Below are 23,574 nucleotides of genomic sequence, written 5' to 3' on the forward strand. Positions count from 1 at the left end.
AAACAGGGGGAATGAGCAGCCAGGAATCGAAGCTCGAAGCTTCAGATGCGGAGCTCGTCGCACGCGCGCAATCGGGGGATTCTCGCGCGTTCGGCGAGCTGTGGCGCCGCCACTACCGCTCGGCCGCTCGTGTCGCCCGCCAGTTCACGTCGTCGATCGACGCGGACGACCTCGTCTCCGAGGCGTACGCGAGGATCTACCAGCGTGTTCTGGCGGGCGGCGGCCCTGCCTCCGGCGCCTTCCGCCCGTACCTGTACACGACGATCCGCAACCTCGCCTCGAGCTGGGGCTCCGCGCGGCGCGAGGTCGACGTCGACGCGATCGAGGAGTTCGAGGACGCGCGGATCCCGGAGGATCCCGCCGCCTGGGCGCTCGACCGCACACTGACCGCCCGCGCGTTCCGCACGCTGCCGGAGCGGTGGCAGACCGTGCTCTGGTACACCGAGGTCGAGGGCATGGACCCGCACGAGGTCGCGCCGATCCTCGGGATGACCGCCAACGGCGTCGCCGCGCTCTCGTACCGGGCACGCGAGGGGCTGCGCACCGCCTGGCTCCAGGCCCACGTGTCGGACGCGACCAGCGCGGGGGAGTGCCGCTGGAGCATCGAGCGGCTCGGCAACCACGCGCGGCGGTCGCTGACCGACCGCGAGCGCACGCGGCTCGAGGCGCACCTCGCCGGCTGCGCGAAATGCTCGATCATCTCCGAGGAGGTCGACGAGGTGGGCTCCCACCTGGCGATGATCCTCGTTCCGGCGCTGCTCGGCGGCGTCGCCGGCGGTGCGATCCTCGCGCAGCTCGCCGCGCCCTCTGCCGCCATGGCCGCGGAGGTCGTCCCGGCGCTGCCCGCCGCGGTCGCCGCCCTCGGGGGTGCCGGAGCGGCCGCCGCCGCGGGCACGGGGGCGGTCGGCGCCGGCGCGGGTGCCGCCGTCGTGGCCGCCGGATCGGGCATCTCGTTCGGCGTCCCGAGCCTCGTCGGCGGGCTCGCCGTCGTCGCGGTGATCGGCGGCTCGGTCGCGCTCGGCGCCGGGAACAGCGGATCAAGCGCGGCGGAGTACACCTCGCCCTCGATCAGCGCCTCCGCGAGCGCGCCTCGGACGACGTCGCCGCCGCCGCCGGTCAGCGGCCCCACGGGAGCGCCCGTCGTCGATCCGAGCGCCATCCCGACGTCTCCTGCGACCGGCGATGGACTGGCCGGCACGGTCGACGGCGTGGTCGGCGGTGTGGTCGACGGCGTCGGCGGCACGGTCGGCTCCGTGACCGGTGCGGTCGGCGGTGCCGTCGGCTCGGTCGCCGGCTCGGTGACACCGACCACGGCCCCGAGCGGCCAGGCGGCTCCTCCGGGAGCGCCCGTGACGGCCGTGCTCGATCTCGCCGGCCGCGGCACCCCGGGCGCGACGGTCACGGCGCAGGCCGCCGGCACCGTCTGGGCGACCACCACGGTGGCGAAGGACGGCACCTGGGCGATCCACATCGCGGCCCTGCCGACGACCGCCGGCGCGGTCACGCTGACGCAGAACGTGCGCGGGCTCCTCGGCGGACTGCTCGCCGGACTCGGCATCACCCAGCTCGTCGTCGACACCAACAGCCTCGGCCTGCCGATCACGCTCCAGCTGCTGCAGTGATCCGCGGGGTGTGACCCGCAGGGCGTGACCCGCTCCGGACCCCGTCGGGAATTCCCCGCCGGATCCGCGTCATAGCCGGGCGCCCACGTCGTCTCCTCAGTGTGGCGGAAGTCCCGTCCGCCGCAGCCGCCGTCGTTCGGGTCGACGGCGTCGAGCCGGCACCCGCGCCGCCTGTCCCAGCAGAAGCAGCGGGTGCCGGCTCTCCCACGCCCTCAGCACAGACGTCGAGGGGTCCCGAATCGACGTGCCACGCGAGCGCGCGGCGTCGATTCGAGACCCCTCGACAGTGGTGCGGGTCAGGCGGGGAGGCCCGCCGGGATGTCGGGCTTGCCGCGCAGCACGGCGGCCTTCACCTCGGCGATCGCCTTCGTCACCTGGATGCCGCGCGGGCAGGCGTCGGTGCAGTTGAAGGTCGTGCGGCAGCGCCACACGCCCTCCTTGTCGTTGAGGATGTCGAGGCGCACCTGGGCGCCCTCGTCGCGGCTGTCGAAGATGAAGCGGTGCGCGTTGACGATCGCGGCCGGGCCGAAGTACTGGCCGTCGGTCCAGAACACCGGGCACGACGAGGTGCACGCGGCGCAGAGGATGCACTTGGTGGTGTCGTCGAAGCGCTCGCGCTGGGCGACGGACTGGATGCGCTCCTTGCCGTCCTTCGGGGTGGCGCTCGCCTGGAGGAAGGGCTGCACCTCGCGGAAGGAGGCGAAGAACGGCTCCATGTCGACGATGAGGTCCTTCTCGAGCGGCAGGCCCTTGATCGCCTCGACGTAGATCGGCTTCGAGATGTCGAGGTCCTTGATCAGTGTCTTGCAGGCGAGGCGGTTGCGGCCGTTGATCCGCATCGCGTCCGAGCCGCACACGCCGTGCGCGCACGAGCGGCGGAAGGTGAGCGAGCCGTCCTGCTCCCACTTGATCTTGTGGAGCGCGTCGAGGATGCGGTCGGTCGCGTACAGCTCGACGTCGTAGTCGACCCAGCGCGGTTCGCTGTCGACCTCCGGGTCGAAGCGGCGGATGATCAGCGTGACCGTGAACGCCTCGATCGGCGGCGGGGCGTCGGCGGTCTGCGTCTCGGTCGGCGCGGCGGGGGCGACGGCGGTGTCGGACATCAGTACTTCCGTTCCATCGGCTGGTAGTTCGTGATCACGACCGGCTTCCAGTCGAGCGAGATGTGGTCGGACGCGTCGGCGGAGTGCGGGTCGCCGGTGAGGTACGCCATCGTGTGCTTCATGTAGTTCTCATCGTCGCGCTTCGGGAAGTCGTCGCGCATGTGGCCGCCGCGGCTCTCCTTGCGGTTCCTGGCGGAGAAGACGACGACCTCGGCGAGGTCGAGCAGGAAGCCGAGCTCGATGGCCTCGAGCAGGTCGGTGTTGTAGCGGCGGCCCTTGTCCTGCACGGACACGTTGCGGAAGCGCTGGCGCAGCTCGTGGATGGTCGCGGTGACCTTCTCGAGCGACTCGTCGGTGCGGAACACCTGCGCGTTCTTGTCCATCTCGTCCTGCAGCTCCTTGCGCAGGACGGCGATGCGCTCCGTGCCGGTCGCCTCGCGGACGTCCTCGACGAGCCCGCGGACGAAGGCGGCCGGGTCGTCGGGCAGCGGCACCCACTCCGCGTCCTTCACGTACGCGACCGCGTTGTTGCCGGCGCGCTTGCCGAAGACGTTGATGTCGAGCAGCGAGTTGGTGCCGAGGCGGTTCGAGCCGTGCACCGACACGCAGGCGCACTCGCCGGCCGCGTAGAGGCCGGGCACGACGGTCGTGTTGTCGCTGAGCACCTCGGCGTTCGTGTTCGTCGGGATGCCGCCCATCGCGTAGTGCGCGGTCGGCATGACCGGCACGGGCTCGGTGACCGGGTCGACGCCGAGGTAGGTGCGCGCGAACTCGGTGATGTCGGGCAGCTTCGTCTCGAGCACCTCGGCACCGAGGTGCGTGCAGTCGAGCAGCACGTAGTCCTTGTTCGGGCCGGCGCCACGGCCCTCCGCGACCTCCTGCACCATGCAGCGCGCGACGATGTCGCGCGGGGCGAGGTCCTTGATCGTGGGCGCGTAGCGCTCCATGAACCGCTCGCCGGACGCGTTGCGGAGGATCGCGCCCTCGCCTCGGGCGCCCTCGGTCAGGAGGATGCCGAGGCCGGCCAGGCCGGTCGGATGGAACTGGAAGAACTCCATGTCCTCGAGCGGGAGGCCCTTGCGCCAGACGATCCCGACGCCGTCGCCCGTGAGGGTGTGGGCGTTCGAGGTGGTCTTGTAGATCTTGCCGAAGCCGCCGGTGGCGAAGATGACCGCCTTCGACTGGAAGACGTGCAGCTCGCCGGTGGAGAGCTCGAGGGCGACGACACCCGAGGGCACCTGCTGCCCGTCGACCTCGGTCATGATCAGGTCGAGCGCGTAGTACTCGTTGAAGAAGTTGACCCCGAGCTTCACGCAGTTCTGGAACAGCGTCTGCAGGATCATGTGGCCGGTGCGGTCGGCCGCGTAGCAGGCGCGGCGCACGGGCGCCTTGCCGTGGTCGCGGGTGTGCCCGCCGAAGCGGCGCTGGTCGATGCGGCCCTCGGGCGTGCGGTTGAACGGCAGGCCCATGTTCTCGAGGTCGAGGACGGCGTCGATCGCCTCCTTCGCCAGGATCTCGGCCGCGTCCTGGTCGACGAGGTAGTCGCCGCCCTTGACCGTGTCGAACGTGTGCCACTCCCAGCTGTCCTCCTCGACGTTCGCGAGGGCGGCGGCCATGCCGCCCTGCGCGGCGCCGGTGTGCGACCGGGTGGGGTAGAGCTTCGTGATGACGGCGGTGCGGGCACCGGGGGCCGCCTCGATGGCGGCGCGCATGCCGGCGCCGCCGGCGCCCACGATGACGATGTCGAAGCGGTGGTAGTGGACGCCGTCGATGACCTGGCCGTCCTCGAAGTCGACCGCCATCAGCCGGCCGAGCAGGTCGCGCCGAGGTCGGCGGCGACGCGGGGGTCGAGACACGGGTCGAAGGTGTAGATCACGAGGGTTCCCAGCAGGAGGAGGACGATGGTGGAGACGAGGATGGCGCCGAGGAGCACCTTCCGGATGCGCCCGCGGGCGTAGTCGTTGACGAGCGTGCGCATGCCGTTGGCGCCGTGGATGAGCGCGAGCCAGAGCATGAGCGTGTCCCAGACGACCCAGAACGGGCTCGCCCACTTGCCGGCGACGAACGCGAAGTCGATCGCGTGCACGCCCTCGCCGACGAAGAGGTTGACGAACAGGTGGCCGAACACGAGCACGATGAGCACGACGCCGCTCGCGCGCATGTAGATCCAGCCCCACTTCTCGAGGTTGAACCGGCCGGGCCGGCGCGCGGGGGTCCGCGGCGCGGCGAGGGTCTGCGTGGCGTCGCTCATCAGTGGGCTCCGAACACGTTCATGAGGTGGCGGGGCAGGAAGCCGACGAGCAGCACCGCCCAGATGCCGACCACGATCCAGAACAGCAGCCGCTGGTGGCGGGTGGCCCAGGGCCAGAAGTCGATCAGGATGATCCGCAGGCCGTTGAACGCGTGGTAGACGATCGCGACCACCAGCCCGGCCTCGCCGAGCCCCATGATCGGGTTCTTGTAGGTGCCGATCACGGCGTCGTACGCCTCGGGGCTCACGCGCACGAGCGCGGTGTCGAGGATGTGCACCAGCAGGAAGAAGTAGATCGCAGTGCCGGTGACGCGATGCAGCACCCACGACCACATGCCCTCGCGGCCGCGGTACAGGGTGCCGGCGGGCCGTCTCGGGGACGGGATGCGGGGGGCTGCGACGGTGCCGGATCCAGCCTGGGTCGACACGGGCATCCTCTCCTCGTGGACCGGCGACGGACGGCGCCGGAGGGGGCCCGCCGACGCAGGCGGGCGCATCGCCGAGTCTATGCCCGCGTCGCCCGGGACGCAGGCCAGGGCACCCTTACTCTCTCGACGTCGAGATACCGCCGGCGGGTGCCGGAGAGCTCGCGGGTGCCGTCGTTAGGCTGTGCCGCATGTCGACCACCGCACGGGGACTCGACCGCTTCCACGCGGTGATCCCCGCGGGCGGCGTGGGGTCGCGGCTCTGGCCGCTCTCCCGCGCGGCCGCGCCGAAGTTCCTCCACCCGCTCAGCGGCTCGGGGGAGAGCCTGCTCCGCGACACCTGGCAGCGGGTCGCCCCGCTGGCCGGCGAGGACCGGATCATGGTCGTCACCGGGCGCTCGCACGGCGACGCCGTGCGGGAGCAGCTGCCGGAGCTCGGCGACGAGAACCTCGTGCTCGAGGACGACCCCCGCGAGTCGTCCGCGGCCATCGGCCTGGCGGCCGCCATCCTGGTGCGCCGCGAGCCGGATGTGATCATCGGCTCGTTCCACGCCGACCACGTCATCCGCGGCGCCGCCGCCTTCGGGCAGGCCGTGCGCCAGGCGGTCGCGGTGGCGGACGCCGGGTACATCGCCACGATCGGCGTGACGCCGACGGAGCCGGCGACGGGCTTCGGCTACATCCGCGCGACCCAGGAGCTGCCGGAGTCCTCCGGCGCGCTGCTGGCCGACTCCTTCGTCGAGAAGCCGGACTTCGAGACGGCCATCGAGTACCTCGCCAGCGGCGACTACCTCTGGAATGCCGGCATGTTCGTGAGCCGCGCCGACTCGCTGCTCGAGCAGATGCGCCTCGCGCAGCCGGAGCTCGTCGCCGGGCTCGAGGAGCTCGCCGCCGCCTGGGACCAGCCGGGCCGGGCCGACGCCGTGGCCCGCATCTGGCCGGGGCTCGCGAAGATCGCGATCGACTACACCGTCGCGGAGCCCGCGGCGGAGGCGGGGCGCCTCGCGGTGATCCCCGGCCGCTTCACGTGGCACGACGTCGGCGACTTCGCCACGATCGCCCGGCTCGGCGCCGGCGGCCGCCCGAACCAGCTCGTGACGCTGGGTGATTCGGAGCAGATCCTCGCGCAGGACGCGAGCGGACTCGTCGTCGCCGCCGGCGGCCGGACCGTCGCCGTGATCGGCGTCGACGACATCGTCGTGGTCGACACCGAGGACGCGCTCCTCGTCACCACGACCGAGCACGCGCAGCGCGTGAAGCAGGTCGTCGACGAGCTGAAGGGGCGAGGCCGGGACTCCGTCCTCTGACCCCGGATCCGACGGTCGTCGTTTCGCGCTCGTTACGGCTCCGGCACGGGTTTGTAACGACTCCGCGACAGCGCTGGAGCCGGAGTCAAGAGGGCTCGTCACCGTGTGTAACGTGTGTCCCAGTCCGCCCGGTCGAGGCCCGATCGGGCACCCTTCCTGGAGGCAATCACTGTGACTCTCTTCTCGCGGAGGTCGGCCGTCGCCGCCCTCGCCACCCTGGGCGCCAGCGCGCTCGTCCTCACCGGCTGCGCGGCGGCCCCCGAGGACTCCGCCAGCAGCGGCGCGGCCAAGTCGGACTTCCTGCCCTGCATGGTCTCCGACGACGGCGGCTTCGACGACCACTCGTTCAACGAGTCGGGCCTCAAGGGCCTCGAGGCGGCGGCGAAGAAGCTCGGCACGTCCGAGAAGCACGTCCAGTCCAACAGCGAGGACGACTACGCGCCGAACATCGACAACCTGCTCAGCCAGGGGTGCAACCTGATCGTCACGGTCGGCTTCAAGCTCTCCGCCGCGACGGACAAGGCCGCGAAGGACAACCCGGACGTCAAGTTCGCGATCATCGACGACGGCCTCGACAACGAGGGCGCCACCGGCGACGACGGCAAGGCGACCGGCGACGGCAAGGTCGACGTCGACAACGGCAAGCCGATCCTGTTCGACACCGCCCAGGCGGCCTTCCTCGGCGGCTACGCCGCGGCCAGCTACTCCAAGACCGGCGTCGTCGGCACCTTCGGCGGCCTGCCCATCCCGCCGGTCACCATCTTCATGGACGGCTTCGCCGACGGCGTGAAGTACTTCAACCAGGAGAAGGGCAAGGACGTCAAGCTCGTCGGCTGGGACAAGGACTCCCAGAACGGCGTGTTCACCGGCGGCTTCGCCGCGGGCGTCGAGGCCAAGACGGCGGCCCAGGGCCTGCTCGACCAGAACGCCGACGTGCTGATGCCGGTCGGCGGCCCGATCTACCAGAGCGCCGCCGAGGCGATCCGCGACAAGGGCGGCGACATCGCCCTCATCGGCGTGGACGCCGACGTGTACGAGTCGGACCCGACCGTGAAGGAGCTGCTGCTCACCTCGGTCATGAAGGGCATCGGCGCGGGCGTGCAGGACGTCGTCGAGAAGACGGCGGCCGACAAGTTCGACAACACGCCGTACGTCGGCACGCTGAAGAACGACGGCGTCGGCATCGCGCCGTTCCACGACTTCTCCTCGAAGGTCGACTCCGGCCTCCAGGGCGAGCTCGACGCGATCAAGAAGAAGATCATCGACGGCGACATCACGGTCGAGTCGAAGGCGTCCCCGAAGGCGTAAGCCCGGGAGACCGTCCGCGAACGGGGAGGTCGGCGCCGCCGGCCTCCCCGTTCCGCGTTCCGACACCGGCGCGCGTCCGACACCGGCGCATTCCCGCCATCGGGCGCCCGGAATAGATTGGCGACATGAAGCTCGAGCTGCAGGGCATCACCAAGCGCTTCGGCGCGCTCACTGCGAACGACCACATCGACCTGGTGGTCGAGCCCGGCGAGATCCACTGCCTCCTCGGTGAGAACGGCGCCGGCAAGTCCACCCTCATGAACGTGCTCTACGGCCTGTACCAGGCCGACGAGGGCCGGATCCTGCTCGACGACGTCGTCCAGCACTTCTCCGGCCCCGGCGACGCGATGGCGGCCGGCATCGGCATGGTGCACCAGCACTTCATGCTCATCCCGGTGTTCACGGTGGCCGAGAACGTCATGCTCGGGCACGAGCAGACCCGCACCGGCGGCGTGCTCGACCTCGCCGCGGCCCGCGAGCGGGTGCGCGAGATCTCGGCGCGCTTCGGGTTCGACGTCGATCCCGACGCGCTCGTCGAGGACCTGCCCGTCGGCGTGCAGCAGCGCGTCGAGATCATCAAGGCGCTCTCCCGCGACGCGAAGGTGCTCGTGTTCGACGAGCCGACCGCCGTGCTGACGCCGCAGGAGACCGACGAGCTGATGGGCATCATGCGCCAGCTCAAGGCCTCCGGCACGGCCATCGTGTTCATCACCCACAAGCTGCGCGAGGTGCGCGAGGTCGCCGACCGGATCACGGTCGTGCGCCTCGGCAAGGTGGTCGGCGAGGCGCAGCCGAGCGCCTCCAACGCCGAGCTGGCGTCGATGATGGTCGGCCGCGCGGTCGAGCTGACCGTGCAGAAGTCGCCGGCGGCCCCGGGCGACGCCGCCCTCGTCGTGCGCGACCTCTCGGTGATCGACGCCCAGAACCAGTACGTCGTGTCGCACGTCGACTTCGAGGTGCGCGCCGGCGAGATCCTCGCGATCGCGGGCGTGCAGGGCAACGGCCAGACCGAGCTCACCGAGGCGCTCCTCGGACTCCAGCCCCGCGTCGAGGGGTCCATCTCCCTCGACGGCGTCGAGCTGGCCGGCCGGGCGCCGCGCCGCATCCTCGACGCGGGGGTCGGCTTCGTGCCGGAGGACCGGACGGAGGACGGCCTCGTCGCCGAGTTCACGATCGCCGAGAACCTCATGCTCGACCGCTCGGACGGCCCGCCCTTCGTGCGCAACGGCGCCCTCCGCCTCGCCGACCTCGACCGCTTCGCCGAGGAGAAGGTGCGGGAGTTCGACATCCGCGCCCAGGGCATCACGACGCACGTCGGCCGCCTCTCCGGCGGCAACCAGCAGAAGGTGGTGCTGGCCCGCGAGCTGAGCCGCGATCTGCGCCTCTTCGTGGCGGCGCAGCCGACCCGCGGCGTCGACGTCGGCTCGATCGAGTTCATCCACAAGCGCATCGTCGCTACCCGCGACGCCGGCGTGCCCATCGTCGTCGTGTCGACCGAGCTCGATGAGGTCGTCGCGCTCGCCGACCGCATCGCGGTCATGTACCGCGGCGCGATCGTCGGCATCGTGCCGGCCGACACCCCCCGCGACGTGCTCGGCCTCATGATGGCCGGCGAGACCCCGGCAGGAGCAGCCGCGTGAGCGACCAGCAGATCCCGGCCCACGGCCAGACACCCGACGCGGCCGCGTCCGCCGAGCAGCAGGGCGTCGAGCCCGGCCAGGCGCCGAACGTCGAGCCCGCGGGCACCCGCGTGCTCGACGACGGGCGGGATGGCGGCGACGGCCCGGCGCCGTCCGCCTCGAGCCGCGTGCTCCGCGACATCCTCTCCGGCAACGCGCTCATGACGGCGCTCGCGATCGTGCTCGCGCTGGTCGTGGCCAGCGTGCTCATCGTCGTCACCGACGAGAACGTGCAGCGCACGGCCGGGTACTTCTTCGCCCGGCCCGGGGACATGATCCGCGCGATCGGCGACTCGATCGGCGGCGCGTACTCCAGCCTGTTCCAGGGCGCGATCTACAACTTCCGCCGCCCCGGCTTCGTCAACGGCATCAAGCCGCTCACCGAGACGCTGACGTTCGCGACCCCGCTCATCGCGGCGGGGCTCGGCGTCGCGGTCGCCTTCCGCGTCGGCTTGTTCAACATCGGCGGACGCGGCCAGATCCTCATCGCGGCGGCCGTCGCCGGCTGGATCTCGTGGTCGTTCCCGATGCCGGTGTTCGTGCACATGCTCGTGGCGATGGTCGGCGCGATCGTCGGCGGCGCGATCTGGGGCGGCCTCGTCGGCGTGCTCAAGGCCCGCACCGGCGCGCACGAGGTGATCGTCACGATCATGCTCAACTACGTCGCCTTCTACCTCGTGTCGTTCCTGCTGAAGACGCCCGGCGCCCTGCAGGCCCCCGGCTCGAGCAACCCGCAGTCGCCGGCGGCCGACCCGAGCGCGGTGCTGCCGACGCTGAGCGACCTGCTCACGGCGCTGAACGGCGGCGAGCAGGTCGGCGCCTTCCGCCTCAACTTCGGCTTCCTCATCGTCATCGCCGCCACCGTGTTCGTCTGGTGGCTGCTCGCCCGGTCGGGCACCGGCTTCCGGTTCCGGGCCGTCGGCGAGAACCCGCACGCGGCGCGCGTCGCCGGCATCGACGTGAAGTGGGTCTACGTGCTCGCCATGGCGATCTCCGGCGGGCTCATCGGCATCGCGGGCGGCATCCAGGTGCTCGGCACGACGACCACCGGGTTCGCCTCCGGCATCGACGCCGGCATCGGCTTCGACGCGATCACGGTCGCGCTGCTCGGCAGATCGAGACCCTGGGGCGTCTTCTTCAGCGGCCTGCTGTTCGGCGCGCTGAAGGCCGGCGGCTACACGATCCAGGCCGCGCAGGGCGTGCCGATCGACATCATCACCGTCGTCTCGTCGGTGATCGTCCTGTTCATCGCGGCCCCGCCGCTGGTCCGGTCGGTGTTCCGCCTGCCGGCGCCCGGATCCGCCCCGCGAGCACGCCGCTCGCGCCGCACCGTGGAGGCCTCCCGATGACCGCCGTCGACATCGCCCCGGCCGACGCCCCGATCGTGCACGAGAAGGCCGTCGTCCGCAGCCCGAAGATCCCGATCGTGCTCGGGGTGTTCGCGCTCCTCGCCGTCGTCGGCGCGTTCGGCTTCGCGCCGGAGGGGTCGACCACGTTCGCGCTGTCCACCTCCGCCGACCTCATCCAGCTGCCGGAGCTCGTCGTGCCGGCCGCGCCGACCGTCGCGGTGCTCGCCGTCGTGCTCGCGCTGCTCGCGGGCGTCGCGGTCGCCTGCAAGCTGCGCAGCGCCACCGGGCGCATCCCGCTCTGGCTGACCGCGGCGTTCACGCTGCTGTTCCTCGTCGCGTTCCTCACCTGGGCCGTCGCCGGCCATCGCCTCCCGGTGCCCGGCCTGCTCGTCGGCGCCCTCGCGCTGAGCACGCCGCTCATCTTCGGCGCGCTCGGCGGGGTGATCTCGGAGCGGGTCGGCGTCGTCAACGTCGCCATCGAGGGGCAGCTGCTGTTCGGTGCGTTCTCGTCGGCGATCATCGCGTCGGTCACCCACTCGGCGGTCGTCGGCCTCATCGGGGCGGCCGTCGCCGGCATGCTCGTGTCGTTCGTGCTCGCCGCGTTCTCGATCAAGTACCTCGTCGACCAGGTCATCGTCGGCGTCGTGCTCAACGTGCTCGTGACGGGCCTGACCACGTTCCTCTCCGGCGCCGTGCTGGCGCAGGATCCCGCGCTGAACCACCCGGCCCGGTTCCCGAAGCTGCCGATCCCGCTGCTCAGCGAGATCCCGGTCATCGGACCGGCCCTGTTCCGGCAGTCGATCGTCGTGTACCTCATGTACATCGCCGTCATCGCGGTCTGGTTCGGGCTGTTCAAGACCCGCTGGGGTCTCCGCCTCCGCGCGGTCGGCGAGCACCCCACCGCGGCGGACACCGTCGGCATCAACGTGCGCCGCACCCGGTTCTGGAACGTGTCGCTCGCCGGCGCGATCGCCGGATTCGGCGGGGCGTACTACACGCTTGATGCGATCGGCCTGTTCTCGAAGGAGATGACGAACGGCGCGGGCTTCATCGCACTCGCCGCGGTGATCTTCGGACGCTGGGATCCGATCCGCGCGACGCTCGCGGCCCTGCTGTTCGGGTTCGCGACCAGCCTGCAGAACTCCCTGGCGTCGGCCGGCTCACCCGTGCCGAGCGAGTTCCTGCTCATGCTCCCGTACCTGATCACGATCTTCGCGGTCGCGGGACTGGTCGGCCAGGTGCGCGGACCGGCCGCCTCCGGCAAGCCGTACATCAAGTCATGAGCGCGGACGCCGGAACCGCCGCCGCGATCGACTGGGACGCCCTCCGGACGGCGGCGCTCGAGGCGATGAGCCACGCCTACGTGCCGTACTCGGCGTTCCCGGTGGGCGCCGCGGCGCTCGTCGACGACGGGCGCATCATCGCCGGCTGCAACGTCGAGAACGCCTCCTACGGGCTCACGCTCTGCGCCGAGTGCGCGCTCGTCTCGTCGCTGCACATGACGGGCGGCGGCCGGCTCGTCGGCTTCGTCTGCGTCGACGGCGACGGCGCGGCGCTCATGCCGTGCGGCCGCTGCCGGCAGCTGCTGTTCGAGCACTCCGCCGACGGCATGCTGCTCGCGACGGTGAGCGGCATCCGCACCATCGACGAGGTGCTGCCGGACGCGTTCGGGCCGCGCACGCTCGTCGCGTACCGCGAGGGCACGGCCGCGGTTGAGGGGACGTCCAGCCCGTCGTCGTAGCGTCCGAGCATGGTCGTCGCGTCGCGCATCGCGCTGCTCGCCGTCCCGGTCGTCGCACTGGCTCTGGGAGGCTGCGCCTCCTCGGCACCCTCCGCGACGAGCGAGCCCACCGCGCTCTACCCGACGGCGACCGCGACCGCCACGCCGACCCCGGCGCCGAGCGCCGGCACGATGAACCCGGCGGCGCCCGCCGGGCAGTGCGCCGATGCGGTGCTGGAGGTCGACGTCGTGCGCGATCCGGCCGGCGGCGCGGCGGGCAGCGTCGGGTATCTCGTCGAGTTCACGAACACCGGCACCGAGGCCTGCACGCTGCAGGGCCAGCCGGGCGTCTCCGTCGTCGGGCACGGCGACGGCACCCAGCTCGGCCCGGCGGCGGATCGCGAGGGCGGCGCCGGCGCGACCGTCGAGCTCGCGCCGGGCGGCGTCGCGAGCGCCGCGCTGCGTGCCGTCGCCATCGGCAAGGACGGCGGCCCGCTCGGCGAGGACTGCGAGGTCGTCGGCGGCGACGGCTGGCGCATCTACCCGCCGCACTCGTACCGCGCCTGGTTCGTGCCCGACGCCACGATCACGGCGTGCGAGGCCGGCCCGGCGTGGCTGCACGTCGGCGTCGCGGAGCCGGTCGGCGGCTGAGCGCGACGGCTAGGGTCGGTGTCGTGGTGGAACCCTTCGACGCCGTCGACCTCATCCGCGCCAAGCGCGACCGCGGAGCCCTCAGCACCGAGCAGATCTCCTGGCTGGTCGACGCGTACACGCGCGGCTACGTCGCCGACGAGCAGATGTCGGCCATGACGATGGCGATCTTCCTCAACGGGATGACGCGCGACGAGATCCGGGACCTCACGCTCGCGATGATCGCCTCCGGCGAGCGGATGGACTTCGCCGGGCTGTCGAAGCGCACCTCCGACAAGCACTCGACGGGCGGCGTCGGCGACAAGATCACGCTCCCGCTCGCCCCGCTGGTCGCCTCGTTCGGCGTCGCCGTGCCGCAGCTCTCGGGTCGCGGGCTCGGCCACACCGGCGGCACGCTCGACAAGCTCGAGTCGATCCCGGGCTGGCGCGCGTCGCTGAGCAACGAGGAGTTCCTGGCTCAGCTCGACGAGGTCGGCGCCGTCATTTGCGCCGCCGGATCGGGCCTCGCGCCGGCCGACGGCCGGCTCTACGCGCTCCGCGACATCACCGGCACGGTCGAGGCCATCCCGCTCATCGCGTCGAGCATCATGTCGAAGAAGATCGCCGAGGGCACCGCCGCGCTCGTGCTCGACGTGAAGTTCGGCTCGGGCGCCTTCATGCAGGACCCGGTCCGCAGCCGCGAGCTGGCGGAGACGATGGTGCGCCTCGGTACGGACGCCGGCGTCGCCACCCGCGCGCTGCTCACGAACATGGACGTGCCGCTCGGCCGCGCGATCGGCAACGCGAACGAGGTGCGCGAGTCGGTCGAGGTGCTCGCGGGCGGCGGCCCGGACGACATCGTCGAGCTCACGGTCGCGCTCGCGCAGGAGATGCTCGAGCTCGGCGGCGTGACCGACGCGGACCCGGCGGAGGCGCTCCGCGACGGCCGCGCGATGGACACCTGGCGGGCGATGATCCGCGCGCAGGGCGGCGACCCGGACGCGGCGCTGCCGGTGCCGTCCGAGACCCACACGGTGACCGCCGACCGCGACGGGGTGCTCGTGCGGCAGGAGGCGCTGCCGTTCGGCATCGCGGCCTGGCGGCTCGGCGCCGGCCGGGCCCGGCAGCAGGATCCGGTGGTGCACTCCGCCGGCATCGACCTGCACGTGAAGCCCGGCGACGCGGTGAAGGCGGGCGACCCGCTGTGGACGCTCGGCGCCGAGGATCCGGCCCGCTTCGATCGCGCCCTCGCGGCGCTCGAGGGCGCCTGGGAGATCGCGGACGCGGGCTCGCCGCTGCACTCGGCGCACCCGCTCATCCTCGACCGGATCTCCTGACCGGGCGGTACGCTGAGCCGTCCGATCCGCGCCCTCCGCCAGAGCCCGGCAGGGGTGCCGCATGACCTTCCTCAGGACCGTTCCCGACGACGAGGCCGAGGGTCTCGTCAAGGCGATCTACGACGACGACCGTGCGGCCGACGGGCACATCCCCGAGCACACCCGCGTGATGGCGCTGAACCCCGAGGCCGAGCAGGCCTGGGAGGGGCTCATCCGCGCGATCACGTCGCAGATGGACAAGCGCCGCTACGAGCTCGTGACGCTCGCCGCCGCGCGCGGCGCCGGCTCCCGGCACTGCCGGCTCGCCCACGGCGCCCGCTCGCTGCGCTGGATCGAGCACGACGAGCTCGTCGCCGCAGCCGCCGACCACCGGACGGCCGGGCTCAGCGAGGCGGAGGTCGCGATGATGGACTTCGCCGAGCGGGTGAGCACGGACTCCTCGGCGATGACGGAGGAGGACGGCCTCCGGCTGCGCGCGGTCGGCTTCACCGATCGCGAGATCGTCGACATCGCCCTGACCGCGGCAGCGCGCAACTACTACAGCCGTGCCGTCCAGGCGCTCGGCGTCGCGGTGGATGAGCCGGCGGGACTCGACGCTCCGCTGCGGGAGGCCCTGCTGCGCGGGATCTGACGCCCCTGCCTACGGCAGACGGGCGAGCGCTGCGGTCACGAGCGACCAGAACCGCGCGGCGTCGACGCTGAGGGCGACCGCCGTGGTGCAGCCCGCCGGCGCCGGACCGCGGAGGTCGGCGACCGTCATGCCGAGGGTCAGCTCCCCGCGCAGCTCGACGTCGAGCGGCGCCGTGACCACCTGCAGCACGGACGGGTCGAGCACGTGCGCCACGGTGAGCGGATCGTGCACGGGCGGTGCCGCGAAGCCCTGGCTCTCGAGGTAGGCGCCGCCGTAGAAGTCGAGCAGCTGCCCGGTGACCTCGGCGGCGCGCGTGCCGACGGCCGCGATCGCGGCGCGCACCTCCGGGGTGGCCAGCGCCTGGTGCGTCGCGTCGAGCCCGACCATCGTGACCGGCCACGGCTCGTTCAGCACGATGTGCGCCGCCTCCGGATCGACGACGACGTTGAACTCGCTCGTCGCGCTCCAGTTGCCGACGTGCACGCCGCCGCCCATGAAGACCACCTCGCGCACGCGCTCGACGATGCGGGGCTCCTTCCGGACGGCGAGCGCGATGTTCGTGAGCGGCCCGGTCGGCACGAGCGTGAGCTCGCCGGGCGCGGACGACATCGCCTCGTCGATGATGACGTCGACGGCGTGCCGGGGGTCCAGCGCGCGGGTCGGCTCCGGCAGCACCGGGCCGTCGAGCCCGGAGTCGCCGTGGATCTCCGGCGCGTACTCCACCGCCCGCACGAGCGGACGCGTCGCCCCCGCCGCGACGGGCACGTCGAGCCCCGCCAGCTCCGCGATGGCGAGCGCGTTGCGGGTGACCTTGGCGATGCTCTGGTTGCCGGCGACCGTGGTGATCGCGACGAGCTCGACGCCGGGCGAGCCCGCGGCGAGCAGGATCGCGATCGCGTCGTCGTGGCCGGGATCGCAGTCGAGGAGGATGCGGCGCGTCACCCCGCCACGCTAGCGGCCCGCCGCCGCCGCTCGGACAGGTGCGGATCCGTCCTCGCGAGCAGGGCTCCTCCAGGCTCGGCCGCGATAGCCTCGGGGAGTGAGCGATGCAGAAGATCAGGTCAGCACCGAGGTCGAGGGCGTGTCCCTCCTCGAGCTCCCGAAGGTCTCCCTCCACGACCATCTCGACGGCGGGCTCCGGCCGGCGACGGTGCTCGAGCTGGGGCGCGAGTACGGGGTCGACCTGCCGGCGGACGACGCCGCGGCGCTCGGCGCCTGGTTCGCCGAGAAGTCGGACAGCGGCTCGCTCGTCGAGTACCTGAAGACCTTCGACCTCACGATCGCCGTCATGCAGACGCCGGAGGGCCTCGCCCGCGTCGCGCGCGAGGCCGTCGAGGACCTCGCCGCCGACGGCGTGATCTACGGCGAGCTGCGCTGGGCGCCCGAGCAGCACCTCGCGCGCGGCCTGTCGCTCGACGAGACCGTCGAGGCCGTGCAGGAGGGCATCCGCCAGGGCGAGGAGGCGGCCCGCGCCGCCGGCCGGGAGATCACCGCCCGCCAGCTGGTCAGCGCGATGCGCCACCTCGACCGCAGCGTCGAGATCGCCGAGCTCGCCATCCGCCACCGCGACGCGGGCGTCGCCGGCTTCGACATCGCCGGCCCCGAAGCCGGCTTCCCGCCGTCGCGGTTCCGCCAGGCGTTCGACCTCCTGCTCTCCGAGGGCATGCCCGCCACCGTGCACGCCGGCGAGGCCGACGGCATCGAGTCGATCCGCAGCGCGCTCGTCGACGGCCACGCCCTCCGGCTCGGTCACGGCGTGCGCATCCGGGAGGACATCGAGATCGTCGGCGAGGACGACGACGCGATCCGCGTGCGCCTCGGCCGCATCGCGGAGTGGGTGAAGGACCGCCGCATCCCGCTCGAGGTCAGCCCGTCGTCGAACCTGCAGACCGGCGCCTTCGCCGCCTGGGGCGACACGATGGACGACCACCCGATCGACCTGCTCGCCCAGCTCGGCTTCGCCGTGACCGTCAACACCGACAACCGCCTCATGAGCGGCACCAGCCTGAGCCGCGAGCTCGGCGTGCTGGCCGACACGTTCGACTACGGACTGGACGATCTGCTCGCGTTCCAGCTGGCGGCCGCGGAGGGCGCGTTCCTGCCCACCGAGGACCGCGAGATCCTGGCCGAGGACCTCCGGGCGGGGTTCGGCACGCGATGACCCTGCCCGCCCTCCCGGACGACGCGGTGCTCCTCGGAGCCGGCGCGGCGGACTGGCGCGCCGCCGTGCGGCTCGCCGGGGACGCGCTGCAGCGCTCCGGGGCGGCGCGGCCGGTCTACGCGGACGAGATGGTGCGGATGATCGAGGAGCACGGCCCGTACGTCGTGATCTCGCCCGGACTGGCCCTGGCGCACGCCCGCCCCGGGCCGTCCGTGCTCGCCGACGGCCTGTCGGTCGTCACGCTCGCCGAGCCCGTCGAGTTCGGGCACCCGAACAACGACCCCGTGCGGGTCGTGCTGGGCCTGGCCGTGCACACGGTCGGCCGGCACCTCGCGATGATCGCCGACATCGCGAACGCGTTCAACGACTCCGACACCACCGAGCGGCTGTGGCGAGCCGCCGACGCGGACGCGGTGCGGGACATCCTCGGAGCGGAGGCGGCATGAAGATCGTGGCGATCTGCGGCGCCGGCATCGGCACCAGCGCCATCCTCAAGGTCAACGCCGAGCGCGTGCTGGCGCGGCTCGGGATCGACGCGGCGGTCGTCGCGACGGATCTCGACTCGCTCCACGCCGAGGCCGACGACGCGCAGGTGATCCTGACGAGCCCCGAGTTCGTCGACGCGATCGGACGCACCTCCGCCGACGTCGTGGTGGTGGAGAACTACTTCGACACGGAGGAGCTCACCCGGCGCCTCGAGAAGGCGCTCGGCTAGCCCCCCTTCGGCCGGCTGGGCCCGCCGAGGCCTCTTCGGATGGCTGAGCCTGTCGAAGCCCGCTCGGCTAGCCCAGCAGCTCGCGCATCCCGGCGTCGAGCCGGTCGACCGTCGCCTGCGCGGCGGCGATGCGCTCGGCGCCCGTGCCCTGGTGGCTCGCGGCGTCGAGGTACACCTTGAGCTTCGGCTCGGTGCCCGACGGCCGCACGATCACCCGTCCGGACGACGCCGTGCGGTAGCGCAGGATGTCGCCCGCCGGGAAGCCGTCGACGCCCTCGAGGAAGTCCTCGACGCCCTCGACGGCGATGCCGCCGATCGCGCTGGGCGCGCCGGCGCGCAGCCGCGCCATGAGCCGCGGGATCTCCTCCAGGTCGGCGACCCGGATCGAGATCTGGCCGGAGGCGAAGCCGCCGATCCGCTCGGCCGCCTCCTCGAGCGCCCCGGCGAGGTCCGTGCCGCGCGCGCGGAGTCCCGTGGCGAGGTCGAGGATCGCGGCGGCGGCGGAGATGCCGTCCTTGTCGCGCACCTTGTCGGGATCGACCAGGTAGCCGAGCGCCTCCTCGTACCCGAACGCGAGCCCGGGAGCGCGGCTGATCCACTTGAAGCCGGTGAGCGTCTCGACATGGCGGAGGCCGGCCTCGCGCGCGATCGCGGCGAGGGCGGGGGAGCTCACGATCGAGCAGGCCAGCGTGGCGTCGGCGCGCGCCGCGGCGTCGGCGGGCGCGGCATCCGCAGCCCGGAGGCCGAGCAGCAGGCCGACCTCGTTGCCGGTGAGCCGGCGCCAGCCGCCCGGCGCGCCCGCGTCCGGGATGCCGACGGCGAGCCGGTCCGCATCCGGGTCGTTCGCGATCACCAGGTCGGCGTCGTCGCGGGCCGCGCGGGCGAACGCGAGGTCCATCGCGCCGGGCTCCTCCGGGTTCGGGAAGGGCACCGTCGGGAAGTCCGGATCGGGATGCAGCTGCTCCTCGACCAGGTCGGGCAGCGCGACGCCGGCCGCGTCGAGCACGGCGCGCCAGGTGTCCCACCCCACGCCGTGCATGGCCGTGTAGACGACGTGCGGGCGGTCGGCGGCGGGTGCCGGGGCGAGCAGCGCGGCGGTGCGGCGCACGTACTCGGCGATGACGTGCTCGGGCACCAGCTCGCCGTCGGCGACGCGGGGGAGGTCGGCGATCGATCCCGCCGCGGCCTGCTCGATGCGGCGGGCGATCTCCGCGTCCGCGGGCGGCACGATCTGACTGCCGGCGTCCTCGCCGCCGAGATACACCTTGTAGCCGTTGTCGGCCGCCGGGTTGTGGCTGGCGGTCACCATGACGCCCGCGCTCGCGCCGAGCTCGCGCACCGCGAAGGCGAGCACGGGCGTCGGCAGCAGCCGCGGCATGAGCAGGGCGCCCACGCCGGCGCCGCGCATGAGCTCGACGGTGTCCTGCGCGAAGACCTGCGAGTTGTGGCGGCCGTCGAAGCCGACGACGACGGTCGGCGACGCCTCGCGGCCGAGGAGGAACGCGGCGAGCCCGGCGGCGGCCTGCGCCACGAGCACCCGGTTCATCCGCATCGGCCCGGCCCCGAGGGCGCCGCGGAGCCCGGCGGTGCCGAACTCGAGGCGGCCCGAGAACCGCTCCGCGAGGTCCTGCTCCGCCACGTCGTCGCCGGAGCCGGCGCGCTCGGCGAGCGCGTCGAGCTCCTCGCGGGTGGCGGCATCCGGGTCCTGCGCCGACCAGGCGCGGGCCTGCGCGAGCAGGGTGCGGCGGTCGTCGGCGGGGGTCCTCTGCTCCGCCGGGGCGCCGTGCTCGGCGGGGGCGCCGTGCTCGGCGGGGGCGCTCACAGCGCCGCCACGACGCGCGCGAGCAGGTCCGAGATCACCGACTCGGCATCGCGGCCCGCCTGGAGGACCTCCTGATGGCTCAGCGGCTCCGGGCTGATCCCCGCGGCGAGGTTCGTGATCAGCGAGAAGCCGAGCACCTCCATACCGGCCTGCCGTGCCGCGATCGCCTCGAGGGCCGTCGACATGCCCACGATGTGGCCGCCGATCGTCTTCGCGAACTGCACCTCGGCGGGCGTCTCGTAGTGCGGGCCGCGGAACTGCACGTAGACGCCCTCGTCGAGGTCGCCCTGCACGCCGCGCGCGACGTCGCGCAGGCGGCGGGAGTACAGGTCGGTGAGGTCGATGAACGTCGCGCCCTCGAGCGGCGACGCGGCGGTGAGGTTGATGTGATCGCTGATGAGCACCGGCGTGCCCGGGCTCCAGGACTCCCGGATGCCCCCGGCGCCGTTCGTGAGGATCATCGTCGTGGCGCCGGCGGCCGCCGCGGTGCGCACCGAGTGCACGACCCGGCGCACGCCGTGGCCCTCGTAGAAGTGCGTGCGCGCGCCGATCACGAGCGCGTGCCGTCCGTCGGGGAGCCGGATGCTGCGCAGCGAGCCGACGTGCCCGACGACCGCCGGGGCGCTGAAGCCCGGGATCTCGGAGGCCGGCACCGTCGCGACGGTCTCGCCGAGCAGGTCCGCGGCCTTCGCCCAGCCGCTGCCGAGCGTCAGCGCGATGTCGTGCCGGGCGACGCCGGTGGCCTCCGCGAGCCGCGCAGCGGCCTCCTGGGCGATCGCGAACGGGTCGGCTGCCGGGTCGTCGAGGGGGTTGTCGTGCGTCGTCGCCATGACCGTCAGGGTAGCCCGCGGAAGCGCGGGGCCCGGGGACCTGGAAGAATCGGCGCATGCCCTACGAGTTCGAGCGGAAGCAGCGCATCGCGGTCCTCGGCGGAGGGCCGGGAGGCTACGAAGCGGCCCTCGCCGGAGCCCAGCTCGGCGCCGAGGTCACCCTGGTCGAGCGCAAGGGCGTCGGCGGCTCGGCGGTGCTCACCGACGTCGTGCCCTCGAAGAGCCTCATCGCCACGGCGGAGGCCGCCAACGCCATCGGCGAGGCCTCGGATCTCGGCGTGCAGTTCTTCGCCCGCGGCGCATCCGGACGCGCCTCGGTGCCGGAGGTCACCGTGAACCTCGAGGCCGTCAACCGCCGCCTCCTGCTGCTCGCGCGTCAGCAGTCCGAGGACATGAAGTCGTCGCTCATCAAGGCCGGCGTGCGGATCGTCGTCGGCGACGGGCGCCTCGACGGGCCCACCCGCCTCGTCGTGTCCACCGGACGCGGCAAGAGCCGCACCGACTTCGAGGAGATCGACGCCGACACGCTCGTCGTGTCCGTCGGCGCGTCGCCGCGCATCCTCGCCTCCGCCAAGCCGGACGGCGAGCGGATCTTCACCTGGACCCAGCTCTACTCCCTCGAGGAGGTGCCGGAGCACATGATCGTCGTCGGCTCGGGCGTCACCGGCGCCGAGTTCGCCAGCGCGTACCGCGCGCTCGGCTCGGCCGTGACGCTCGTCTCCAGCCGCGACCAGGTGCTGCCGGGCGAGGACGCCGACGCCGCGCGCGTCATCGAGGACGTGTTCCGTCGCAACGGCATGGAGGTGCTCTCCAAGAGCCGCGCCGAGTCCGTCACCCGCACGGACGACGGCGTCGTCGTGAAGCTCGCGGACGGCCGCGAGGTCACCGGCTCGCACTGCCTCATGGCGGTCGGGTCCATCCCGAACACCGCCGGGATCGGGCTCGAGGAGGCCGGCGTGCAGCTGACCGAGTCCGGCCACATCCGCGTCAACCGCGTCGCCCGCACCTCGGTGCCGTCGATCTACGCGGCCGGCGACTGCAGCGACTTCCTGCCGCTCGCCTCCGTCGCCTCGATGCAGGGCCGCTCGGCCGTCTTCCACGCGATGGGCGACGCCGTGAACCCGACCGAGCTGCGCAACGTCGCGTCGAACATCTTCACGCAGCCCGAGATCGCGACGGTCGGCTGGTCGCAGAAGCAGATCGAGGACGGCATCGCGCAGGGCGACATCTACAAGCTGCCGCTCGCCTCCAACCCGCGCGCGAAGATGATGGGCATCAAGGACGGCTTCGTGAAGCTGTTCGCCCGCACCGGATCCGGCACCGTGATCGGCGGCGTGGTGGTGGCGCCGAAGGCGAGCGAGCTCATCCTGCCGATCGCCCTGGCCGTCGAGCACCGCCTGACGGTGGACCAGCTCGCCCGCGCGTTCTCGGTGTACCCGAGCCTGTCGGGGAGCATCACGGACGCCGCGCGGGCCCTGCACATCGTGGAGTAGGAGCTGCCCTGGGGGTGATTGCCGCGCCGTCTCTCGACCCGTGGCGGATATCACCCGCCATTCCGGAGACGACGCGGCGCACGCGTCCTCCACAGGCGTACCCACGCTCGGACCGATCCACACCTCGCCCCGGTGCAGGGGGTCTGATCCGCTGCCCCCGTCATCCTGCTCGGGTGGATGACGGCATCTGGACGCACCAGCTCATCACGGCGCGGGAAGCCCGCTCGTCGGGCGCGGAGGCCGGACTCTATCGAGCCGTCGACGCGGGTCGTCTGACCCGGCTGATCACCGGTGTCTACCTGCCTACGGAGACCTGGCGCCGACTCGATCCCGATCAGCGCTTCCTCGCCGCCGTCAGAGGAGTCGCACTGCGGCATCCGGACCACGCGCCGTTCTGCGGCTTCGCCGCCGCGGCGATCTGGGGACTCCCGGCGGTCACCCCATGGCCGCACGGAGTCGACGTCGCCGTCGGCGATCAGAACGGAGGGCGGAGTCGCGCGGACATCCGGCGTCGGTCCGGCCGGGCGGTCGACGCGATCGCCGTTCTCGACGGACTCCGCGTGACCGGACTGGCCCGCACCCTCCTCGACATCGCGCGATGGTCGCCGGCCACGGTCTCCGTGCCGATGATCGACGCGGCGCTCGCCGGGCGTGCTCGCGCCGCGATCGATCTCGCGGGACTCGAGGCGGAATGGAGCCGTGGCGCCGGCGATCGCGGTGCGGTGCGCGCCGGGCGCGCGCTCGCGCTGTCCGCGATCGGGAGCGGATCGCCGGGGGAGTCGCTCAGCCGAGTCGTCATCGACGCGCTCGGCTTCCCAGCGCCGATGCTGCAGCAGCGGTTCGAGGATCGAGCCGGACTCATCGGGTTCGTCGACTTCTGGTGGCCGGAACATCGCCTCATCGGCGAGTTCGACGGCGTCGCGAAGTACGTCCGAGACGAGTACACCGCGGGCCGTACAGGTGCGGAGATCGTCGTGGCGGAGAAGCGGCGCGAGGACCGGCTTCGCGCGACAGGTCCGGCAGTCGCCCGCTGGGGATGGCCCGAGGCGAGCACGCCACGGATGCTGGAACGGGTCCTGCGCGATGCGGGCTTGCCTCAGCGGGGCGCCGCTACCCGTAGCCGCCGCGTCATCTTCTGATCGCCGGGTGGTATCCGGCACGAGTTGAGAGATCGCGCGGCAATCACCCCAA

At 72.6% G+C, this 23,574-nt stretch carries 22 protein-coding genes; 15 read left to right on the forward strand and 7 right to left on the reverse strand.

Annotated features, from left to right (window positions below):
* Nucleotides 1-11 precede the first annotated feature (11 nt).
* On the forward strand, nt 12-1,622 hold the full coding sequence (locus AC1RSJ_RS12935; RefSeq protein WP_493118804.1) for a sigma-70 family RNA polymerase sigma factor: 1,611 nt from the start codon (nt 12-14) through the stop codon (nt 1,620-1,622).
* Between the two features lie 296 nt (nt 1,623-1,918).
* Here the strand turns inward: AC1RSJ_RS12935 and AC1RSJ_RS12940 are convergent, their stop codons facing one another.
* The 4 genes from AC1RSJ_RS12940 to sdhC are packed head-to-tail and all read right to left on the reverse strand — an operon-like array spanning nt 1,919 to nt 5,404.
* On the reverse strand, nt 1,919-2,725 hold the full coding sequence (locus AC1RSJ_RS12940; protein WP_493118805.1) for a succinate dehydrogenase iron-sulfur subunit: 807 nt from the start codon (nt 2,723-2,725) through the stop codon (nt 1,919-1,921).
* Entirely contained in the window at nt 2,725-4,527 is a 1,803-nt protein-coding gene (gene sdhA, locus AC1RSJ_RS12945) for a succinate dehydrogenase flavoprotein subunit (RefSeq protein WP_493118868.1), read from the reverse strand. Before sdhA ends, AC1RSJ_RS12940 begins: the two co-directional genes overlap by 1 nt.
* Nucleotides 4,527-4,976, reverse strand: a complete 450-nt coding sequence (locus AC1RSJ_RS12950; protein ID WP_493118806.1) for a succinate dehydrogenase hydrophobic membrane anchor subunit — start codon at nt 4,974-4,976, stop codon at nt 4,527-4,529. Before AC1RSJ_RS12950 ends, sdhA begins: the two co-directional genes overlap by 1 nt.
* Complete coding sequence (gene sdhC / locus AC1RSJ_RS12955; protein WP_493118807.1) at nt 4,976-5,404, reverse strand: succinate dehydrogenase, cytochrome b556 subunit; 429 nt, start codon at nt 5,402-5,404, stop codon at nt 4,976-4,978. Before sdhC ends, AC1RSJ_RS12950 begins: the two co-directional genes overlap by 1 nt.
* Before the next feature lie 188 nt (nt 5,405-5,592).
* On the opposite strand from sdhC, the gene AC1RSJ_RS12960 reads away from it, so the two are divergent.
* The 9 genes from AC1RSJ_RS12960 to AC1RSJ_RS13000 all read left to right on the forward strand — a co-directional run bounded on the left by AC1RSJ_RS12960 (nt 5,593) and on the right by AC1RSJ_RS13000 (nt 15,362).
* Complete coding sequence (locus tag AC1RSJ_RS12960) at nt 5,593-6,708, forward strand: mannose-1-phosphate guanylyltransferase (RefSeq protein ID WP_493118808.1); 1,116 nt, start codon at nt 5,593-5,595, stop codon at nt 6,706-6,708.
* A 171-nt stretch (nt 6,709-6,879) separates the two neighbouring features.
* Nucleotides 6,880-8,016, forward strand: coding sequence for a BMP family lipoprotein (locus tag AC1RSJ_RS12965; RefSeq protein ID WP_493118809.1), 1,137 nt, complete (start codon nt 6,880-6,882; stop codon nt 8,014-8,016).
* A 125-nt stretch (nt 8,017-8,141) separates the two neighbouring features.
* Nucleotides 8,142-9,656: an ABC transporter ATP-binding protein gene (locus AC1RSJ_RS12970; protein ID WP_493118810.1), complete on the forward strand. Its 1,515-nt coding sequence runs from the start codon at nt 8,142-8,144 to the stop codon at nt 9,654-9,656.
* Nucleotides 9,653-11,044 (forward strand): ABC transporter permease, encoded by a 1,392-nt coding sequence (locus AC1RSJ_RS12975; RefSeq protein ID WP_493118811.1) that lies wholly within the window; start codon nt 9,653-9,655, stop codon nt 11,042-11,044. The genes AC1RSJ_RS12970 and AC1RSJ_RS12975 overlap by 4 nt, the downstream gene beginning before the upstream one ends.
* Nucleotides 11,041-12,327 (forward strand): ABC transporter permease, encoded by a 1,287-nt coding sequence (locus AC1RSJ_RS12980; RefSeq protein ID WP_493118812.1) that lies wholly within the window; start codon nt 11,041-11,043, stop codon nt 12,325-12,327. The genes AC1RSJ_RS12975 and AC1RSJ_RS12980 overlap by 4 nt, the downstream gene beginning before the upstream one ends.
* The gene (locus tag AC1RSJ_RS12985; RefSeq protein WP_493118813.1) at nt 12,324-12,785 is read left to right on the forward strand and encodes a cytidine deaminase; all 462 of its coding nucleotides are present in this window, start codon (nt 12,324-12,326) and stop codon (nt 12,783-12,785) included. The genes AC1RSJ_RS12980 and AC1RSJ_RS12985 overlap by 4 nt, the downstream gene beginning before the upstream one ends.
* A 9-nt stretch (nt 12,786-12,794) precedes the next feature.
* Nucleotides 12,795-13,415, forward strand: a complete 621-nt coding sequence (locus AC1RSJ_RS12990) for a DUF4232 domain-containing protein (protein ID WP_493118814.1) — start codon at nt 12,795-12,797, stop codon at nt 13,413-13,415.
* A gap of 23 nt (nt 13,416-13,438) precedes the next feature.
* On the forward strand, nt 13,439-14,731 hold the full coding sequence (locus AC1RSJ_RS12995) for a thymidine phosphorylase (RefSeq protein WP_493118815.1): 1,293 nt from the start codon (nt 13,439-13,441) through the stop codon (nt 14,729-14,731).
* A 61-nt stretch (nt 14,732-14,792) separates the two neighbouring features.
* On the forward strand, nt 14,793-15,362 hold the full coding sequence (locus AC1RSJ_RS13000; RefSeq protein WP_493118816.1) for a carboxymuconolactone decarboxylase family protein: 570 nt from the start codon (nt 14,793-14,795) through the stop codon (nt 15,360-15,362).
* 9 nt (nt 15,363-15,371) lie between these two features.
* On the opposite strand, the gene uriH is transcribed toward AC1RSJ_RS13000, so the two are convergent.
* Nucleotides 15,372-16,304 (reverse strand): uridine-preferring nucleoside hydrolase UriH, encoded by a 933-nt coding sequence (gene uriH / locus AC1RSJ_RS13005; RefSeq protein ID WP_493118817.1) that lies wholly within the window; start codon nt 16,302-16,304, stop codon nt 15,372-15,374.
* A gap of 97 nt (nt 16,305-16,401) precedes the next feature.
* Between uriH and AC1RSJ_RS13010 the strand changes: the two genes are divergently transcribed.
* From AC1RSJ_RS13010 to AC1RSJ_RS13020, 3 genes are read left to right on the forward strand one after another with little or no spacing between them, the layout of a single operon-like run.
* Nucleotides 16,402-17,523 (forward strand): adenosine deaminase, encoded by a 1,122-nt coding sequence (locus AC1RSJ_RS13010; RefSeq protein WP_493118818.1) that lies wholly within the window; start codon nt 16,402-16,404, stop codon nt 17,521-17,523.
* Nucleotides 17,520-17,969 carry a PTS sugar transporter subunit IIA gene (locus AC1RSJ_RS13015; protein WP_493118819.1) on the forward strand — a complete coding sequence of 150 codons (450 nt, stop codon included), beginning with the start codon at nt 17,520-17,522 and terminating at the stop codon, nt 17,967-17,969. Before AC1RSJ_RS13010 ends, AC1RSJ_RS13015 begins: the two co-directional genes overlap by 4 nt.
* Nucleotides 17,966-18,238: a PTS sugar transporter subunit IIB gene (locus AC1RSJ_RS13020; RefSeq protein ID WP_493118820.1), complete on the forward strand. Its 273-nt coding sequence runs from the start codon at nt 17,966-17,968 to the stop codon at nt 18,236-18,238. The genes AC1RSJ_RS13015 and AC1RSJ_RS13020 overlap by 4 nt, the downstream gene beginning before the upstream one ends.
* Before the next feature lie 67 nt (nt 18,239-18,305).
* Here AC1RSJ_RS13020 and AC1RSJ_RS13025 read toward each other — a convergent pair whose 3' ends face one another.
* Both AC1RSJ_RS13025 and AC1RSJ_RS13030 read right to left on the reverse strand, forming a co-directional pair.
* Nucleotides 18,306-19,976 carry a phospho-sugar mutase gene (locus AC1RSJ_RS13025; RefSeq protein WP_493118870.1) on the reverse strand — a complete coding sequence of 557 codons (1,671 nt, stop codon included), beginning with the start codon at nt 19,974-19,976 and terminating at the stop codon, nt 18,306-18,308.
* Nucleotides 19,977-20,056: 80 nt separating this feature from the next.
* A complete protein-coding gene (locus AC1RSJ_RS13030; RefSeq protein WP_493118821.1) occupies nt 20,057-20,890 on the reverse strand; it encodes a purine-nucleoside phosphorylase in 834 nt (277 codons plus the stop codon).
* Nucleotides 20,891-20,946: 56 nt separating this feature from the next.
* Between AC1RSJ_RS13030 and AC1RSJ_RS13035 the strand changes: the two genes are divergently transcribed.
* Nucleotides 20,947-22,383 (forward strand): NAD(P)H-quinone dehydrogenase, encoded by a 1,437-nt coding sequence (locus AC1RSJ_RS13035; protein ID WP_493118822.1) that lies wholly within the window; start codon nt 20,947-20,949, stop codon nt 22,381-22,383.
* 173 nt (nt 22,384-22,556) lie between these two features.
* Nucleotides 22,557-23,522, forward strand: coding sequence for a hypothetical protein (locus AC1RSJ_RS13040; RefSeq protein WP_493118823.1), 966 nt, complete (start codon nt 22,557-22,559; stop codon nt 23,520-23,522).
* Nucleotides 23,523-23,574 lie beyond the last annotated feature (52 nt).

Source organism: Schumannella sp. GW821-FHT10F01 (genome assembly GCF_058809295.1).